This is a genomic window from Limosilactobacillus oris (assembly GCF_025311495.1).
GTDB lineage: Bacteria > Bacillota > Bacilli > Lactobacillales > Lactobacillaceae > Limosilactobacillus > Limosilactobacillus oris_A.
In genome coordinates this window covers 302,912-320,803 of record NZ_CP104398.1, presented here as the reverse complement: position 1 = coordinate 320,803, position 17,892 = coordinate 302,912, and the positions used below count along the sequence as shown (strand labels likewise).

The following is a 17,892-nucleotide window of genomic DNA, read 5'->3' as shown; positions in this document are numbered from 1 at the left end:
AATTACGAGGAGGATTACTTATGAATAAACTTAGGATTAAGGGCACGCTCACCCTGTGTTCTACTCTTGCCCTGCTGACACTCGCGTCGACTAATGCGTTAGCAGACCCAGTACCAACGGGAGAAGCGCCAGCACAGGAAGCTGTCCTAATGGGCGACCAGCAGGCAGCCACGGTCGACCGCCAAATAACGGTCATCAACCCGGTCAGCGGCGAAAAAGCTGTCGTTACGCAGACTGCAACTAAGACGCCAGGTCCGGACGGTGCTGACACCAACATTTGGCAGGTATATTTCCCACCGGTCTACCAGGGATATAAGCCATCCCAGCCGTTTGTTCCTGTCACCGTTGTTACGCCGGAAACCCAGCCTAGTAACGTCGAAATTACCTACCGGCCGCTCAAGCAGGATGATATTCGAACCAATACTTTTGCCGGAATATTCTTCAAGGATGTCAATGGTAACCGAGTCGTACCAATGCTTTGTCAGCCGGTCGACAAAAAGGGAATTGTCCAGATGCCCGAGGCTCCTAAGGGTTGGGAATACATCAACCGCGACCAGTTGCCGGACTCTTTCATCTGCTATGATTATAAAGACCCGTTCTACGTCTTCCTGGTAAAAAGGCCAGCAGAGCAGGTCCAAACGAAGCAAGTCACGAGAAAGATTATTTGCCACCTGCCAGGCGGCGATAAAGTCTATACGCAAACCGTCACGGCCACAAAGTTTGGCAAGCAACCGTGGAAGCTACCGGCGTTTCCCGCATTCAATGTCCCAACCCCGACCGGCTACCAGCCCTCGCTGCCAACCGTTCAGAAACTAATCGCTGATCCCGATCATGCACCGGTGGTCGTTGAGGTTACATACCAAGCCATTACGCCGACTAGACCCGTGGGACCAGACCGGCCAGCAAACGATCACCAAGCTGCAAACTCATCTCAGGATAGTCAACCGGCAGATACTCCAGACAATACTGTAAATGTTGCCGGTGAGGGGACCACTGCTTTCCCAGACCTAAAAGACCGCCTGGCTCAGTTGCAAGTACCCCTTGACCAATTAGAAAGCAATGAGCAAAGGAGCCGCCCCGTTGCCCTCCCACAGACGGGGAATCACTCAGAAAAAAGTGGAATGCTCCCAGGACTAATAGCGGTAGCGTGGACAGCGTTTTCAGCAAGTGCTGCTTTCAAGAAAAAAGGTAATTATTTTAAATAAACACTTGCTATTTTAATTTTCTCATAGTATTCTAATAACAACCAAAGGGAATGGAGGAAGTTAAAATGCAATTATTTAAGATTAAAATCCTAATTGAACTTACTTCCACCACAACCACAGTAAACTAAGGCGTGGTTGGGGATTAATTTTTATTCCTTTGAATACTGTATAAATCAGCTATCCAATTACTTCAGCCACGGCAGCAACGAAAATGATGCTCAGTGGTCGGAGAAGGTGGATAGCTTTTTTTGTCGAGAAAGAGAGGTTTTTTAAATGGCGGAAGAAAAGGTCAAACTTAGACGGACGATGACGCCCGGACAAATGGAAATGATTGCAATTGGGGGGACTATCGGTAGTGGTCTTTTCATGGGGGCTACGTCAACGATTAAATGGACCGGGCCGTCAGTTTTACTGGCATACGCCTTCGTTGGTTTAGTTCTCTACGGCGTAATGCGGGCACTGGGGGAAATGATTTACATTAGCCCCGGCACTGGGTCCTTCGCCGACTACGGTGATAAGTATATTCATCCCTTTGCCGGTTATTTGACCAAGTGGAGCAATATTTTCCAGTTTATCATCGTGGGGATTTCAGACATCATCGCAATGTCCCAATACCTGAACTATTGGTGGCCGAAGCTGCCCGATTGGTTCTCTGGGATTATTGTGATTGCAATGCTGACCCTCGCCAACCTGGTTTCAGCAAAGGCGTATGGCCGGCTGGAATTCTGGTTCGCAATGATTAAGGTGGTAACGATTATCGTGATGATCATTCTGGGTCTGCTGGTAATCGTCCTTGGGTTAGGAAACAATTGGCACCCTGTTGGTATCTCCAACTTATGGACGCACGGCGGCTTCTTCACCGGTGGCTTCATGGGCTTCATGTTCTCACTGTCAGTGATTGCCGGGTCTTATCAGGGAATCGAGCTGCTGGGAATCACGGCCGGGGAAGCTGCTTCTCCACGGCACGCCATCGTCAAGTCTGTTAAGTCTGTTATCTGGCGGATTTTAATCTTCTACATCGGTGCAATCTTCGTAATCGTTTCAATTTATCCATGGAACAAACTAGACGTTGTTGGTTCACCGTTTGTCGAAACCTTTACTAAGGTCGGAATTACTGGTGCAGCTGGAATCATTAACTTCGTTGTCTTGACGGCAGCGCTGTCCGGAGCTAATTCAGGAATTTACAGTGCTAGTCGGATGCTCTTCAAGTTGTCCATTGACAAGCAGGTACCGAAATTCTTCGGCAAACTTTCCAAGCGGGTGGTTCCAAACGTCGCTGTCTTAACGATTGCCTTCTGGATTGCCCTTGGTTTCATTGTTAACTCCATCATTTCGGTCGTAAATAAGGACGCAAGCAACATCTTCGTAATTGTTTATAGTTCTAGTGTCCTGCCCGGGATGGTACCGTGGTTCGTAATCCTGCTGGCCGAATTAAATTACCGCCGGCAGCACCCTGAAGACTTAGTTGACCACCCATTCAAGATGCCACTTTACCCGCTGTACAACTACTTTAGTTTGGCGGCCTTGGCAATCATCCTGGTCTTCATGTTCTTCAATCCAGATACTCGGGTTTCCGTTTCGGTAGGGGTTATCTTTATCATCATTATCTGGTTCGCCTTCCGCTGGCAGCTAAAGCGGGATCCAGAGCGGGCCAACTAAGTTAAATCTAAGGAGGTTGGGTATCCCAGCCTCTTTTTTGTAGAATCAGCTGACCATTTGTTCGCTAAATATAGTAAAATAAAAATGATTTTTACTATATGAAAGGATTGGCATTATGTATCGAATTAAAAAGAGACTCTGGCGAACCATCCTCGCCCTTGGATTGGTACTACTGTTCGGCGGTTTCATCAACCAGTCCAGCGGCAGCAATACCGCCTGGGCGCAGGGCATTCAGCGGCTGGTCTCCTGGGGCGGTAATTACCACAGCGGGAGTCAGCAAAGCCTACCGCCAACTAAGGAACAGGCGGAGTCAGTACTAACACCGGCCGTCCGCCAGCAGTTAGGGGACTCTATCAGTTGGAATGGTTCTGGTGCCTTCATCGTCAACAATAACCGGCCGCAGCTGAACGCTAACATTAGCAGCGCGCCATACGCCGTTAATCTCCGTGACCAGCAGGGCCGGGCATGGCGGGGGGATGCCTGGCTCAATCGCACCACTCGTCAATACCGCAACCGGAATGAAACTGGTAACGGTGCTACTAGCTGGCGCCCAGCAGGATTTTTACAGGCCAGCAACCTGACTGGAGGTTACCGGCACGCCTATGACCGGGGGCACTTACTCGGCTACGCCCTAGTCGGGGGGATTAATCGTTTTGACGCCTCCGAATCTAACCCCGCCAACATCGCCACGCAGACCGCCTGGGCCAATGAGGCCCGCAGTTCGATCTCAACCGGGCAAAACTACTATGAAGGGCTCGTCCGCAAAGCGCTTGACCGGGGCAAGCAGGTGCGGTACCGGGTCACTGATATATACAACGGTAATGATGTCGTGCCAGCGGGCGCCCATATTGAGGCACTCTCCAGCGATGGTAGCTTATCTTTCAATGTCTTCGTGCCGAACGTGCAACGGAATATTAAAATTAATTACGCCACCGGGGCAGTAACACAATTGAATAACTAACTGTTGAGAGTAAGAAAAGGCACCGAAAATCAGCTTGCCAGCCGATTTTCGGTGCCTTTGGCTTTTACCTTGCCAACCAGCTACTAAGCTAACACACTTTTTCTATTTTGCCATCCGGCGTGGTGACAATAATTGTTTACTTCTTAGTCATAGGGTCGTCAACCTTGCCACACTACTAACACCAAATCGTCATGACTTATGAACACTTTGCTAATCTTTCGTCCAGTGCTTGCAAAATAAGCCTAAATCAACGAAAATAAGATTAATTATTACTCTAATGAAGAAAGAAAAGGGACACGTATGCCAAGCGAATCAGACTTAACTAAATTACACATTGTGTTTAACGGGCAGAAAACACCCCCGCTAAAAGTCAACCAGCTTTTTGATGCCCGCCGGTTCAACCGTTTTACGGCGATTACTGGGAAAGCCGATGCCGACTTTGTCAACCGCTACCTCAGCAAATTCATCCAAGCGGACATCGTACTCGGGGCATCCCCAGCGAAGCACGTTAATTCCGCGAGCGAAGTAATCACCAAGGTTGCCTTGACCGACGCTTTATTAGCGGTGGCGAATAAGAAGCCGGCGAAACTGTTTGAGGCCCTCTCAAGCAGCAACCAGGCCAACGTCTTAAACGGCCTGTTTAAGTTTGAATACGCGCCCGCCCAGGCTATCTACTCCCGTTTTTACCTGCTAAGCAACGAGGAGAGCGGGGACTGCCGGGTAATCCTCGGTAGTATCGACCTGACCGAGGAATCGTTTGCTAAGGACCGCAACCAATACAGCGAAGTGCTGGTTTTTGATAATGACCAGCGCCTCTTCGCCAACCTGCTGGAACACTTCAAGCACGACATTAAGCCGGTCCTGCGGCCATACTTCAGTGATAACCTTTTAAAGGCGGCCCAAAAGCAGCTGGACGAAAGTAAGAAGGACCAAAATGCCGCTGCTGCGGGGAACAATGTCGTCATTTTGGACAACGACACCACTGACCAGGTGGCTGCCCAGGACATGACCGACATCATCAGTCACGACCTCCAGCAGCAGATTGACAGTGCCATCATTCCTCATGACACGACCATCGCAATGCGCAACGTCACCACTGACCGCTCACTGGTCAAGGAGGGAATTGAACGGGACACTAAGCAGCACGATACCATCTACAACCTCCAAAAGCTCTCGGTTTCTCCCCGGGCGGCCAAGCCGAAGATCAAGGACCGGCAAAAAATCTACCAGCAGGTCAAAGAGGCGCTCGTAAGCGGCATGACACCCCAGCAGCGGTCAGCGGAGAAGAAGTACACGACCTTTTTGTATGATCGCCCGATGGAACGCAACCTGGTTAATAACAACAGTGGACTATACGTTCCTAATGATGCCGGGACCCACCCAATCCCGTTCGGCAAGCTGGCGACAATCAGCCAGATTCGCGATAGTCTAAAGAGTATTGATGACGTTATAAAGGGCTACCAGCGTTACGTGGTCGACTATTCGGATAATTACGGAAAACGTTTCTATGAAGCCATCATGTACAGCTTTACGGCGCCGTTTCTGTGGGAAATTCGGACAAAGGCCAGTTTGAACCCCGAAGACGGGAATGACATTCCAAACTTCCTCATTCTTGGGGCAACCGCGGGCTCCGGAAAGTCAACCCTTTTACGGATCATCAACCAGCTCACCTGGAATACCGACCGCTCCCTAATCGACTTTGGGACGATTTACCCAACGGACGTCGCGCAAAAGAAAAACAAAACGGTCGAGGCAATCGAACACTACATGAAGACGGGGAGTTCCTATCCCATTCTCTTAGACGAAATCGAACCGTACTTCTTCCAGCAGGATCAATACAGCCGGCACCTGGTCGTTGACACCATGAACGAACTAGTCAACAACCCGCAGGCCATCGCGCCGCTAATCGGGACGACCAACTATGACTCCGGCTTTACGATGCTTCGGGAAACCGCACGACGGACTTACTACTTGCAAATTGATAAGGTCATTGACGAAAAGCTCAAGGGTGAGGCCAACCGGTATATTTACAACGTCCGGCAAACCTTAAACAATACACTGTTTAAGGACTTCGTACTCCGGATGGCCAGCCTGTTAGAAGACGACGAGACCCCTTGGCGGTCCTTTGACCCCGAAACGGGGCGGCTCGACTTCCTTGCACAGACCCGGCAGCTGTTCCGTGATTATTACAAGATGGCTGGACTGGATGTTCCGGAATACTTTGCGGATACCATCTGCGACGACTTCAAGGAGAGTTCGCGGAACAGTTGGGCCAAACTCTACCTTACGCAGGAAGACGACTTCAAGTACCGGGAAAGCGACGATAGCCTGCTCTTCGATATTTCCAAGCTCAATCCGGCGAACGGCTTTACCGCTGACAGTATCGAAAAATACCGGAACGCCTTGCCAATTGAACTGTGCGTAAACGGCATTAATGGCAAGCGGGGGAAGTTTGTAGAAATCAAGGCAAAGGAGTTCTTTAACTGGATTGGGGAGCGCAATCCCTATGCCGACGAAGCACCAGCAACTGCTCCGGAACCCGCTAAGAACGACCAGCAGCCGGCGGAAAAGCCGAAGAAAAAGGGCTTTTGGGCCCGGCTGTTCGGCTAGTAAACTAAAACCAATCCCTAATTTAAGGATTAGTTGAACAAAGGGATGGTTACTATCAAGAAATTTTTAAAGGGCTTGGGCCTGGTTATTGCTAGTGTGATTGTCATCGGCGGCTGTGTGCAGCTTTACCTGTTGCGCGGGACACCTGGCCGGCCCCTGCGTGAAGCTGATTTGCGGGCAGACACCGAATATTCAACAACGCCCACCTTATTGATTCCCGGTTGGGGCGGTAGCACAGTTACGTATGACAAAATGATCAACTACTATCAGAGTCACCACCTGGCGCAGAAGGTGTTGACCATCTGGGTTTCGCCCTGGGGAAGCATCCGCGTGTCCGGGCACCTCTCGAAGAACCAAAAGAACCCGCTGATCCAAGTTCTCTACGATTGGAACTATAATCAAACATTCCATCCACAGGTCAAACAGCTTACTGCCGTCTTGACTTACCTGCAAGACCATTATAATCTTCACCAGGTCAATGTCATCGCGCACTCCTATGGTGGAACTGAATTTATGCATGCTTATCTGAATTCACCGGCGCTGCAAAGCAAGTTAAAACTGCACAAGCTAATTTTCTTAGGTGTACCAGTTGAGGAAAGCCTCTCGGCCCGGTTGGATTATCACTACCACCTAATTCACCACTCACACGACCAAAACTTTCTTCGTCTCCGCCGGCAAATGCAGACTTGGCGGCCTGATTACCCCATAATGATTTATAATATCATGGGGACTAAGCCGGGGAGCACCCGCACAGATGGGGCGGTGCCGTTGATCCAGGCTGAAATGCTGCGTTCATTGGTCAAGGGCCACCCAACGATTAGCTACCAGCAAAAGATTTACCCGAACACCACCCACAGCCAGCTACATGCTCGCAAAGCAATTTTTCACTACGTCGCACACCAACTCTGGGGAAAGGATGATTCCGAGTGAAGAAGGAACATGGTCAGGTAACCGGCCTAATCTGGCGGGGCGCCGCTGATTTGACAACGTACCAAAAGCTGCGGGACTACGCGGCCGCCCACGAGCTGTCGGTCGCTACGGCAGCTAAGCAAATTATCAAACAAACGTTAGACGCCTTAGAGCGTTAAGCACCCATTTTGAAAGGAAGAGTTATTTTTTATGAATAAGAGCAAGACCGTTTACTTCTGTGCTGGTTGGTTCACCGACAAGCAAAACCGGGCCTACCAAGAGGCTATGAAGGCAATCGAAGCTAACCCGACAGTTGATGTTGAAAATTCCTATGTTCCTCTCCAACACCAGTACAAGGGCCTCCGGGTGGACGAACACCCAGAACTGCTGGAAGACCGGGAGTGGGCAACTGCAACCTACAATGGCGACCGGGTCGGGGTCTCAACTTCGGACATGGTTTTAGCAGTCTACATTCCTGAGGAAGAAGACGTCGGAATGGGAATCGAACTGGGGATGGCAAATGCCCTGGGCAAGTACATCATGGTGGTTATCCCTGACGAGGACTTTGGCAAGCCGATTAACCTGATGACCTGGGGAATCGCGGACAACTTTATTAAAATGTCAGACCTTGCCAAGTTTAACTTCAACCAGCCTAGCTATAACTTCTACGAAGGTAGCGTATATTAATGTGAAGAGGATTATGGTGACCAGCTTGCCATAATCCTTTTTATATTACATTGATAATCAAAAAATTGACAGTTCTGTTTAAAACGCTTACAATATTAAAAAGACTAATATAGCGATAGATAACGAAGGGAGGAAGCTCAACTAGGAAATTTAGCTGGGTGCTTTATTATGAATAATCAACCACGAGTATGTATTTTTTCTTCATGCTTAGTTGATCTGCTTTTTCCAAACGTCGGCAAGTCAATGGTCGAGGTGCTCGAACGCCTGGGCTGTCAGACCTTTCTGCCGGGCAAGCAAGTTTGCTGCGGGCAGCCAACTTATAACAGCGGTTATGCTAAGGAATCGCTGAAGACGTTTAAAAACGAAATTGATGCTCTGTTGAGTCTGGATGCGGATTACATCGTTGGTCCTACCGGCTCCTGTGTATTCATGATTAAGGAATACAAGGACATTTTAAAGGATGATCCGGTGTACGGGCCACGGGCGGCCGCGGTTGCCGATAAGATTTATGAATTTAGCCAATTCATTTATCGGGTGCTTGGGGTCGTCGACTGTGGGGCCGAGCTGGACGCTACCATTACGGTTCACCGGTCCTGCCACATGACCCGGCTGCTCGGTGAACGAACGGCGCCGTTTGTCCTTCTGGACCATGTTAAGGGGATTAAGCGGATTCCCTTGCATAATGTCCAGCTGTGCTGCGGCTTTGGTGGTACATTCTCTGCCAAGGAGCCTGAACTCTCCACGGCGATGGTTGCCGACAAGGCCAAGAACATTATGGATACCAAGGCAGATATCCTGGTGGGGATGGAAACCTCCTGTCTAATGAATATTGCCGGCTATATGAACCGGAACGGTCAACACATCAAGGTCATGCACATTGCGGAAGTGCTCAACCACGATGTCGACCCAAGCAGGATCAAATATTTGAAGGATACCGACGAAGCGGTTGTTCCAGCCAATGGGGGAGGGGTGTTTTAAATGGGAATCGCAACGAGTAACCAACCCTTCAAGCAACGGGTAAAAGAAGCGGAGTCAGACCAGTTTATGCGTGCCGCGATCGCCAAGGCCCAGGACGCCCAGTTTGTTAAGCGTACTGCGTCCCGGCGAGAACTCGGACACTGGAACGAATGGCGGGACTTAGCAGAACAGATCCGGCAGCACGTTCTCAAATACCTGCCGGACTACCTGGAAGAATTCGCTGGTAATGTTGAGCAGCAGGGAGGCCACGTCTTCTTTGCCCAGACAGAAGATGAGGCTCACCAGTTCATTAAGGAACTAGCAATTGCTAAAAAGGCGAAGAACATCGTTAAATCCAAGTCAATGGTCACGACCGAAATTGACCTGGACAAGACCCTGTTATCGATTCCTGGTGTCAACCTGCTGGAAAGTGACCTAGCCGAATTTATCCTCCAGGAAGACAACTGGGATGAGCCGGCCCACATTGTTTTCCCGACCCTTGGGAAAAACCGTGACCAGATTCAAAAGGAGTTTCAGAAACTCGGCTATGATGGTGACAATGATCCCCAGCACGAGGCCCGCTTCGTCCGTGGCTACCTGCGGAAGTACTTCATGAACGCTGACTTTGGCATTACCGGTTGCAACTTCGCTATTGCTGACAACGGAATGATTAACCTGGACACCAACGAAGGAAACGCCGACTTAACAATGGCCATTCCTAAGACCCAAGTAGTCGTAATGGGGATGGAACGAATCGTGCCATCAATGAAGGAAGCCGAAGTGTTGGACAACATGCTCGCGCGGAGTGCAGTCGGGCAAAAGCTAACGACCTACTGTACCTTTACCGGAAAGCAAAGGGCGGGCGAGGTTGACGGTCCAGAAGACTTCTGGGTCGTAATCGTTGATGACGGTCGTTCTAAAGCCCTAGGGACTGAATTTGAGCCCATCCTCCAGTGTATTCGCTGTGGTGCCTGCATGAACGTCTGCCCGGTTTACCGGCAGATCGGTGGTAAGGCCTACGGTTCGATTTATCCTGGGCCATTAGGTGAGGTACTATCACCAATCCTGGGCGGTTACGAGCAGTTTCAAGAGTTGCCATACGCTTGTTCTCTCTGCGCGGCCTGCACCGAAACCTGTCCGGTCAAGATTCCACTCCAACATTTGATTCGAGAACATCGAATTGTTGAAATGGACGACAAGCACATGGACCACTCGATGACCAACCTGATTCTAAAGATGGTCGGCGTCGGGACCAGTTCACCATTTCTCTTTGATTCAGCACTAGCTATGGCCCATCCGGGGACAAAGCTCTTTACTGATGACGGGCCAAATTCAGTTGAGCCAATGTACGATGGCGGGAAGATCGACTACGTACCAAAGGCAGCGCCAAAGCTGATCCATGGTTGGATCGATACCCGTGACGTTCCACGTCCGCCCAAGGCCAAGAATAACTTCCGCCACTGGTATAAGCACCACCAGCCGGTAGAACCCGCACCAATTGTCAAAAAGGAAGGAGGACAGGCAGATGAGTAGTCTCTTAGAACAAGCTAATAGCAAGGAGAACCGCGAGCAGTTTCTTAACCGCCTGCAAAAGGCCAGTGGCCGAAAACGCCACCAATTGGCCGATCATCCGTTCAAGCCGCTGAATGACCTGCCAGACCAGCTCTTAGCTGACAAGAGTCCCGAAGAGCTTTACGCGGAAGCAGTTAAAAATAGCGAATCGGTTAACGCGACGGTTGTCGAAAAAACGGCCGCGGAGGTCGCAGACTACCTCCGTCAGTTAGTAGCAAAGAAGGACATTCAAAACCTGCTCTTGCCGGGAGTTGACCAGGCAGTATGGGATAATTATGGACTAGGGGACTGGTACCAGCATTCGGGCGTAGCAACGGTCAACACTTGGTCCCCGCAAGCCGACCGCATGACTAACGAGGAGTATGCCAACCAGGCTGATTTGGCGGTTGGGATGGCTGACTACCTGATTGCCTCCACCGGGACAGTTACCGTGGTTAATAGTCCGGCGCAGGGGCGGGGCTTCAATTTCCTGCCTACCCGGTTCTTAGCAATCGTTCCTAAAAGCGGCCTGGTACGGTCTACTAGAGAAGCAGTGGAAAAGTATCAGCACCGGTTCGCTGACGGTCTAGCCACTTCCGCAATTACCTTTATCTCTGGTCCTTCCAATTCTGGTGATATCGAGATGGAGCTGGTCGTCGGGGTTCACGGACCAATTGAATGCACCTACCTCGTCGTCGCCGACCGTTAAGATTAAAAGCTATCAAGTGCGAACAAGCCTTGATAGCTTTTCTAGTCTGGCGGTGCTATATTTAATGACGGACTGGTTGTGAAGAGCAAGTACGGGACAACTGCCCAATCGTCAAGAAATGCTGACCTCCACCAACCGGTCGGCAGGATTCATCATGGAGGGAGTGCTGTGTTTCTTTTCTGCTCGGAAATTAGCCGAGTTCCCGTACTGACACAGCGGAGATAAATGACATTAACCAATCACCACTCTGAAAATGAAGTCAATGAAATGTTCTCCCGGGTGGCAGGAAAATATGATCTGCTTAATAACGTTATCAGCCTGGGAACGCAAAAGAGCTGGCGGGCAAAGCTGTTTGACCAGTTAACACTTAAAGCCGGTATGGACTGTCTCGACCTTTGCTGCGGGACGGGGGACCTGACAATTGCCCTTGCCCGGCAGGTGGGGCCGAGCGGCCGAACAATCGGCCTAGATTTTAACCAGGACATGCTCGCACATGCAGAAGCAAAGGTTCGCAAAGCCGGGCTGGGTAAAGATATTGAACTCATCCAGACCGATGCAATGGCACTCCCGTTTTCTGCTGGGGCATTCGACGTGGTTACCATCGGCTTTGGCCTGCGCAACGTTCCAGATGCCAATCAAGTACTCGCTGAGGCTTATCGTGTCCTCAAGCCAGGCGGGCAATTTGCCTGTTTGGAAATGTCGCAGCCGACTAACCCAGTGGTAAAAGCTGGTTGGCGAGCCTATTTCCATGTTTTTCCTCACCTCGCGCAGCTCTTTGGCGGAAAGGCCGCGGATTACCAGTACCTGCAAACCACGGCCCAGCAGTTTGTTTCGGCCGACCAGCTGTTACAGATGATGCAGGCAAGTGGTTTCCACAGTTGCCACTACATCAAGCTCAACTGGGGAGCGGGTGCCCTGCATATTGGCAAGAAATAACGAAAAAGGCTCTAAAATCCTTGAAGAAGTTCAGGGACTTTAGAGCCTTTATTTATTGGTCACAAAGAAAAGAGCGCTTCGATTGCTCTAAGCAGGCCAGCATGGTTGTTATCGGCAACAGTCACGGCAGCGGCGGCACTTTGCAAATCTGGGGTGGCGTTTCTCATAGCAAGGCCGAGTCCGACCGCTGAGACCATTTCCACATCGTTTGAGGTGTCACCCACGGCAACAACCTGGTCCATGCTGCCACCAGTGTGCTGGACAAACTTTTGTAGTCCCCGGGCCTTATTAACGCCGCAGGGAAGAATATCAATGCCATAGGCACCGCTATACGTAGCATTGACTTCTGGGAAGGTCCGGTTAATCGTGCGGGCAATCTGCTGGATCTGATCCAAGGGCAGCTGACGCTGATACCAGTTAACATTGACGTTGTAAACCAGCTCCCTTATCTCAACCAGCCGTTTAAAATAGGCATGATGAGGATAGTAGGGGACCGGTACTGACGCGAATTTCTGGGGAATCATTGTCTGACTAGCGGCAGATAGGGAGAGGAGGTCTGGCTGGGGGAGACAATGGATGTAGTCTAACAGCTTAGCAAGCGTCTCTGGCCGATGGGCAACTCCACGAATCTCCTGCCCGGCAACTACGACCCGACCGCCGTTTTCTGCCACGAAGTTATTGACCAGCTTACCAAACTGCGTCTGTAAGGCATCAAGGCTATTTCCACTTGCAATTAAGAAGGTGACGTTTTGCCGACGGAGGGCGCAAATATCTTTGGTAAGGCGCACTTGGTCGTAGCGGTCATGATCGTCAAGCAGGGTCCCGTCAATATCCACAGCAACGTAACGATAGTGCATAAGCATCCCTCCTTAAAGATGAATAGGACTGGTCCAAATGAGCAGCACCGGCAACCCTATGCTGTCATTATAGCGAGTGTAACAAAGAACGCCAAAATGGCAGTCCACAATACAACGTGAATCAAGGCTCCCAGACCGGCCGCGTTGGCACTCTTTGGCTCGCTGGTACGCCAGACAATGTAAAGAACCAGTCCAGCAACCGGAACGAAGAAGCCGAGGACGCTCCACCAGTAGGACCCCTCCTTACCATCAGTGGTGGTAGCGGCAGGCGTCGAACTTGCGGGGGTGAATGCGGGAAGCGCAACACCACAATACGGGCAAATTACCGCGTTAATATCAATCTTGGCACCACAGTTTTGGCAGAACTTGAATTGTCTAGCATCGTTTTGCGACGCCATAGTACTTTGATTATCGATTACAATCAATACTCCTTGAGCAAAATTTTTAGCGTTGAAATTGCACGCTGATTATTGCTAATAATTATACCAGACGATAAGCTGACATCCTATAACGGGGCGGGGAGAGCTTAAATTTACGGCACTTAACATTAAATGGTCATAGCGTCCGCAGGTTATTGATACAATTTTTTCAAAACTACTTAAAATATACTTTTAGTAAGGTCTCGTTTCTTTGCAGCTCAATTAATACGTTTAACTTCTTCTAATCGTAATTGAGCTTTCCATTACAAAATTGCATATAATAAAAGAGGCGGGACAGAACTACGTCTCCTACCTCCGTCGACGCGCAGTTAACTTATAGGGGTAAATACTGATTTATCAGCATTTGAACTACCATCCGGCTACTGCGCTGTTGCATTTTCATTTTTAAAATGGTAAAGAGAAATTGAATTAATTACCATATGCTGACTTTAATTGGGCCTCAACATTAGGATCATTTTGAGTGGCTGGATTATTAGCGGCCCATTCTCCTGCTTCACCTTCACCGTTGTCACCAACTAAAATACTATTTCCATAAAAATTTTCTCTATGAAAACTATGACCAGCGATTACTGTTTTACCATCAGCGCTATTGCTACTGTCTGCTTGTGATTGTTGTGCTGTAGCCTGTTGTGGCTGCTGGCTTTGCTGTTGGACTTGCGATGACGATTCTTCACTACTTTTCTTATGATGCTTTACTACTTTACTAGAAGAATGAGTGGAACTGCTTGTAGCCTTCTTATTAGAATTGTTATTCCCGCATGCTGCCAGTGACAGGCCCATTAATGCAGTAAAACATAATAAGCTAATTTTCTTCATTGTGATTCCCCCAAGAAATTTATTTCAGCTTTTAGTGTCTTCAGTGTTTGGACAAGTCATAACCACTCACTTGTCGAATGGCTATGGCCTACAACAAAGCACTCAGAGTACTAATTTAATAGCGATTTAGTATTTTATAATGCGCTTCAAAAATCATAAAAAATGCGCTCCCCGGGACTCGAACCCGGATCATGAGGACCGAAATCTCATGTGCTATCCGGTTACACTAAGAGCGCTTCACATAATTAATTATAACCCTTTTAGGCAAAATTAGCAGGGTGAAGATAGCAACCAGAATAATCATTAAAACGACCACTTAATCCTAAAAAATGCTAAACTAGTAGTGTAGCTAAAGGAGGCTTTAGTATTAATTATGAATATTGAAACGATCAAAGAAGAAACGAAGCAGGGACTTAACGAACTACTAGCAGAGGCTAATCTTAGTCAGGAAGATATCCTGGTTGTCGGCCTTAGTACAAGTGAAGTCCAGGGCAAAATGATTGGTAAATTCCCTAGCATTGAAATTAGCCGGGCAATCATTAAAACAATTCTCGACATCATCAAACCGCTTGGAATCCACCTGGCAGTGCAGGGATGTCAGCATCTTAACCGGGCACTGGTAGTTGAACGCTCAGTCGCTAAGGAACGGGGACTGGAAATCGTGATGGTTTACCCCCAAATCCACGCTGGTGGGGCGGGACAAATTGCGGCATTTGAAAATATGAATGATCCAGTTGAAGTTGAACATATCCAAGCGGAAGCTGGAATGGACATTGGAGATACTTCAATCGGCATGCACGTCAAATTTGTTCAGGTCCCGGTCAGAACCTCAGTCACCGAAATTGGCAATGCCCATACTACCTATCTCCGGTCCCGGCCGAAATACATTGGTGGTCCCCGGGCAAAGTACCGCTGGGATCCCTTCAACGAACACGGCAATAATTAACGGATAGGAGTTCACATGAATATTTTCATCATCAGCGCAGCGCTTGCTCTGCTACTACTAATAATCCAGTTCATTCGTCAGGTCCGCCGCACTAAAAAAGGCAATACCGAAATCAGTAGGGGAGCAATTTGTTTCAATTGGCTGCTGCTCCTTGTTTTCCTGGTTGGCGTTGGAGGAGCGATTTATACCGGCGTAAATACTCACCGCCAGGCCGCCAAACCCGCCCGACCGGTCAAAGCGGCGTCTAGTTCAACATCGTCACAGGCTGAGCAAACTATCAAATTAGACTTTACTTCAGACGTAACGATGGAAGATAACGGCCAGGTCAACATCAAAATCACTGTATCCCGTGGTACCACGGTCACCGTCAAGGGCCGCAACACGGGACATGTCTACCAGAACTTCACAGTCGCTCGAGGACGTGGAACCACCACGAAAGTCATTAGCTTAGACTCCGCCGGACCTTACCAGGTGGTTGCGAAGCGAAACGGCAAGCAGGTTGCTAAAGACCTAACCGTTCGCCAGGCAAGGGCAACGGCGATTAGTTCTGCACCGACGGCAGTGAGCCAATCTAGCGTCAGTCGAGCTGCCTCTGTTAACAACGCCAATACTACCGGAACCAGTAGCGTCAGACAGGGTGGTGCTAGTCCAGCTGTTGCAACAAGCAGTCCGGTAACCACAAACACAAGTAGCCAAGAAAATAATCAATAGCAAAATAAAAAGACATCGGCGGAAAGAACCGATGCTTTTTTGTGAGATAGGGAGGTCTCACACTAAGTAACACTCAAATGGTTTCTAGGAAAGAGTATTATTTAGATTCTGGGGGAGTTAAGTAGCAAATCCATAAACTACCTAACGCCATTATTATATGATTATTAAAAATAATATCAAGTCTAAACATGCTAAATAATCAAAATATACTAAAAAACGTTATAAATAACGTCTAAAAGCTAATAGATTGATAAGCGATCCGGCCAATAATAGTAATTCGTTTTGCTGCGGATTAGGGTTGGGAGGGCCAAAAAACACGGGGCTGAGATGAACTGGTCTCTAGCAAAAATTCAGTCTACTTTGTCCAAACAACCAATCTTTCACATTAATAATTCAATTTAAAATTCTGAACCAAGTTTCTGACTACCATCCCCATCTTTTCTACTGGCGAAATCACCTAAACTAATTTAAACTGGTAAGTGTATTCTAGTACGGATACGTTAACTATTGAACAGGGAGGATGAACACAATGGTAGGCACCATTGTTAACTTTATAGCGGTGCTAGTCGGGACCGTTGCCGGTTGTGTGATTAAGGGCGGCATTAAAGAAAAATATCAGGAGGTTCTCTTTGCCGCCATGGGCTTAGCCGCACTCGGGATCGGCCTGGAAAACGCAATTCTGAACATGCCGCGAAGCAACTATCCCGTACTGTTTATTGTTAGCCTAGCTGTTGGTGCCGTTCTTGGGACCTGGTGGCGGATCGATGAACATTATAACCACCTTATCGAACGCTGCGGCGGTCATTCCCAGCTTGCCAAGGGGATTGCCACCGCATTGCTCCTGTACTGCATCGGCGCCCTGTCAATTGTCGGTCCGGTAATGGCAGCGGTGAAGGGCGACCAGACGATGCTCTACACCAATGCCATGCTCGACTTTGTAACCGCAATTGTTTTTGGTGCCAGTTTCGGCTGGGGAATGCTGGTTTGCGCACCGGTGCTCTTCTGCTGGCAGGGTGGGCTTTACCTGATTGCCAAGTTTTTATCAGCTGACTTTTTCAGCAACGAGCTCATTACTGAGATTTCAATCGTCGGTGGTTTCTTAATCGCAACTACCGGGATTACTCTGCTAAAATTGCGGAACATCAAAACGCTGAACTTTTTGCCAGCGCTATTGATTCCCATTTTATTCTTCCTCGTTAAGGGATTGATTTAATTTAGGTAAGGGGGATTTACCGTTATGGATTTTACCAAAGTCGTCAATAAACGGCACTCGGTCCGGCAGTTTACCGACCAGGCCGTCGAAACAGATCTAATCAAAGAAATCGTCACTGTCGCCCAGCGAACGCCGTCCTGGGTCAACTCGCAGCCCTGGCAAGTCTACTGCGCGCAGGGAACTGTCCTGCAACAGATTAAGGAAGCCTACCGCGAAGCTGACCAAACTGGACAGGCAAGTCAACCTGACCTCCCAGTGATGAGCGGGGAAGAGTGGGCACCACGTACCCAGGCTAATATGAAACAGTGGCGGCACGACATCGTCCACCACTTTTCAAATTTTGACGAGGCCCATACCGCCATGAGCACGGCAAGCGACAGCCTATACAATTCACCGGTGATCCTCTTTATAACGGTTCCCCAAGCATCCCCAGACTGGTCAATTTTCGACGCCGGGGCCTTTGCCCAGACCCTCATGCTGGCCGCTACCAACCGAGGGCTGGGCTCAATTCCCACCTACAATAGTGTCCGCTTCCCCAATATTCTTCGTCAAATTCTAGGAATTCCCGATACCGAACGGGTGCTCGTAGGTATTTCTCTCGGTTATCCCGCAGATCAGCCGCTCAACCATTACCATTCGCAACGAGTACCGTTAAGCAACGTACTGCATTTTAACTAACTCTATTCAAGAGAGCGTGAGGAACCCAGCAGAATTAGCTTGCCAGC

General features: G+C 49.1%; 18 protein-coding genes and 1 tRNA gene. 15 read left to right on the top strand and 4 right to left on the bottom strand.

The window, feature by feature from the left end; genetic code table 11:
• Positions 1–20 precede the first annotated feature (20 nt).
• The 11 genes from N4599_RS01610 to ubiE all read left to right on the top strand — a co-directional run bounded on the left by N4599_RS01610 (position 21) and on the right by ubiE (position 12,184).
• A complete protein-coding gene (locus N4599_RS01610; RefSeq protein WP_260901531.1) occupies positions 21–1,205 on the top strand; it encodes a mucin-binding protein in 1,185 nt (394 codons plus the stop codon).
• 273 nt (positions 1,206–1,478) lie between these two features.
• On the top strand, positions 1,479–2,864 hold the full coding sequence (locus N4599_RS01605; RefSeq protein ID WP_260901528.1) for an amino acid permease: 1,386 nt from the start codon (positions 1,479–1,481) through the stop codon (positions 2,862–2,864).
• Between the two features lie 115 nt (positions 2,865–2,979).
• Complete coding sequence (locus N4599_RS01600) at positions 2,980–3,825, top strand: DNA/RNA non-specific endonuclease (protein ID WP_062812629.1); 846 nt, start codon at positions 2,980–2,982, stop codon at positions 3,823–3,825.
• Positions 3,826–4,125: 300 nt separating this feature from the next.
• Complete coding sequence (locus tag N4599_RS01595; protein WP_260901525.1) at positions 4,126–6,435, top strand: P-loop NTPase family protein; 2,310 nt, start codon at positions 4,126–4,128, stop codon at positions 6,433–6,435.
• A gap of 33 nt (positions 6,436–6,468) precedes the next feature.
• Positions 6,469–7,365 (top strand): alpha/beta hydrolase, encoded by an 897-nt coding sequence (locus N4599_RS01590; RefSeq protein ID WP_260901523.1) that lies wholly within the window; start codon positions 6,469–6,471, stop codon positions 7,363–7,365.
• Positions 7,362–7,523: a hypothetical protein gene (locus N4599_RS01585; protein ID WP_260901521.1), complete on the top strand. Its 162-nt coding sequence runs from the start codon at positions 7,362–7,364 to the stop codon at positions 7,521–7,523. The genes N4599_RS01590 and N4599_RS01585 overlap by 4 nt, the downstream gene beginning before the upstream one ends.
• Positions 7,524–7,554: 31 nt before the next feature.
• Entirely contained in the window at positions 7,555–8,031 is a 477-nt protein-coding gene (locus N4599_RS01580) for a nucleoside 2-deoxyribosyltransferase (RefSeq protein ID WP_260901519.1), read from the top strand.
• Positions 8,032–8,199: 168 nt separating this feature from the next.
• The gene (locus N4599_RS01575) at positions 8,200–9,009 is read left to right on the top strand and encodes a (Fe-S)-binding protein (RefSeq protein WP_260901517.1); all 810 of its coding nucleotides are present in this window, start codon (positions 8,200–8,202) and stop codon (positions 9,007–9,009) included.
• Positions 9,010–10,521: a LutB/LldF family L-lactate oxidation iron-sulfur protein gene (locus N4599_RS01570; RefSeq protein WP_260901515.1), complete on the top strand. Its 1,512-nt coding sequence runs from the start codon at positions 9,010–9,012 to the stop codon at positions 10,519–10,521. It begins immediately after the preceding gene.
• Positions 10,514–11,248, top strand: a complete 735-nt coding sequence (locus N4599_RS01565) for a LutC/YkgG family protein (RefSeq protein WP_260901513.1) — start codon at positions 10,514–10,516, stop codon at positions 11,246–11,248. The genes N4599_RS01570 and N4599_RS01565 overlap by 8 nt, the downstream gene beginning before the upstream one ends.
• A gap of 225 nt (positions 11,249–11,473) precedes the next feature.
• Positions 11,474–12,184 (top strand): bifunctional demethylmenaquinone methyltransferase/2-methoxy-6-polyprenyl-1,4-benzoquinol methylase UbiE, encoded by a 711-nt coding sequence (gene ubiE, locus N4599_RS01560; protein ID WP_062812909.1) that lies wholly within the window; start codon positions 11,474–11,476, stop codon positions 12,182–12,184.
• A gap of 59 nt (positions 12,185–12,243) precedes the next feature.
• Here ubiE and N4599_RS01555 read toward each other — a convergent pair whose 3' ends face one another.
• From N4599_RS01555 to N4599_RS01540, 4 genes are all read right to left on the bottom strand, one after another.
• On the bottom strand, positions 12,244–13,041 hold the full coding sequence (locus N4599_RS01555) for an HAD-IIB family hydrolase (RefSeq protein ID WP_062812910.1): 798 nt from the start codon (positions 13,039–13,041) through the stop codon (positions 12,244–12,246).
• 56 nt (positions 13,042–13,097) lie between these two features.
• Positions 13,098–13,466: a zinc ribbon domain-containing protein gene (locus N4599_RS01550; protein ID WP_260901508.1), complete on the bottom strand. Its 369-nt coding sequence runs from the start codon at positions 13,464–13,466 to the stop codon at positions 13,098–13,100.
• A 423-nt stretch (positions 13,467–13,889) separates the two neighbouring features.
• Positions 13,890–14,297: a hypothetical protein gene (locus N4599_RS01545; protein WP_062812911.1), complete on the bottom strand. Its 408-nt coding sequence runs from the start codon at positions 14,295–14,297 to the stop codon at positions 13,890–13,892.
• 163 nt (positions 14,298–14,460) lie between these two features.
• Positions 14,461–14,533: transfer RNA gene (locus N4599_RS01540), tRNA-Arg, on the bottom strand.
• A gap of 137 nt (positions 14,534–14,670) precedes the next feature.
• On the opposite strand from N4599_RS01540, the gene N4599_RS01535 reads away from it, so the two are divergent.
• The 4 genes from N4599_RS01535 to N4599_RS01520 all read left to right on the top strand — a co-directional run bounded on the left by N4599_RS01535 (position 14,671) and on the right by N4599_RS01520 (position 17,845).
• Positions 14,671–15,243: a TIGR01440 family protein gene (locus N4599_RS01535; protein ID WP_260901506.1), complete on the top strand. Its 573-nt coding sequence runs from the start codon at positions 14,671–14,673 to the stop codon at positions 15,241–15,243.
• Between the two features lie 306 nt (positions 15,244–15,549).
• Positions 15,550–15,954, top strand: a complete 405-nt coding sequence (locus N4599_RS01530; RefSeq protein WP_260901503.1) for a hypothetical protein — start codon at positions 15,550–15,552, stop codon at positions 15,952–15,954.
• A 529-nt stretch (positions 15,955–16,483) separates the two neighbouring features.
• Positions 16,484–17,167 (top strand): DUF554 domain-containing protein, encoded by a 684-nt coding sequence (locus N4599_RS01525; protein WP_062812914.1) that lies wholly within the window; start codon positions 16,484–16,486, stop codon positions 17,165–17,167.
• Between the two features lie 24 nt (positions 17,168–17,191).
• Positions 17,192–17,845 (top strand): nitroreductase, encoded by a 654-nt coding sequence (locus N4599_RS01520; RefSeq protein ID WP_260901501.1) that lies wholly within the window; start codon positions 17,192–17,194, stop codon positions 17,843–17,845.
• Positions 17,846–17,892 lie beyond the last annotated feature (47 nt).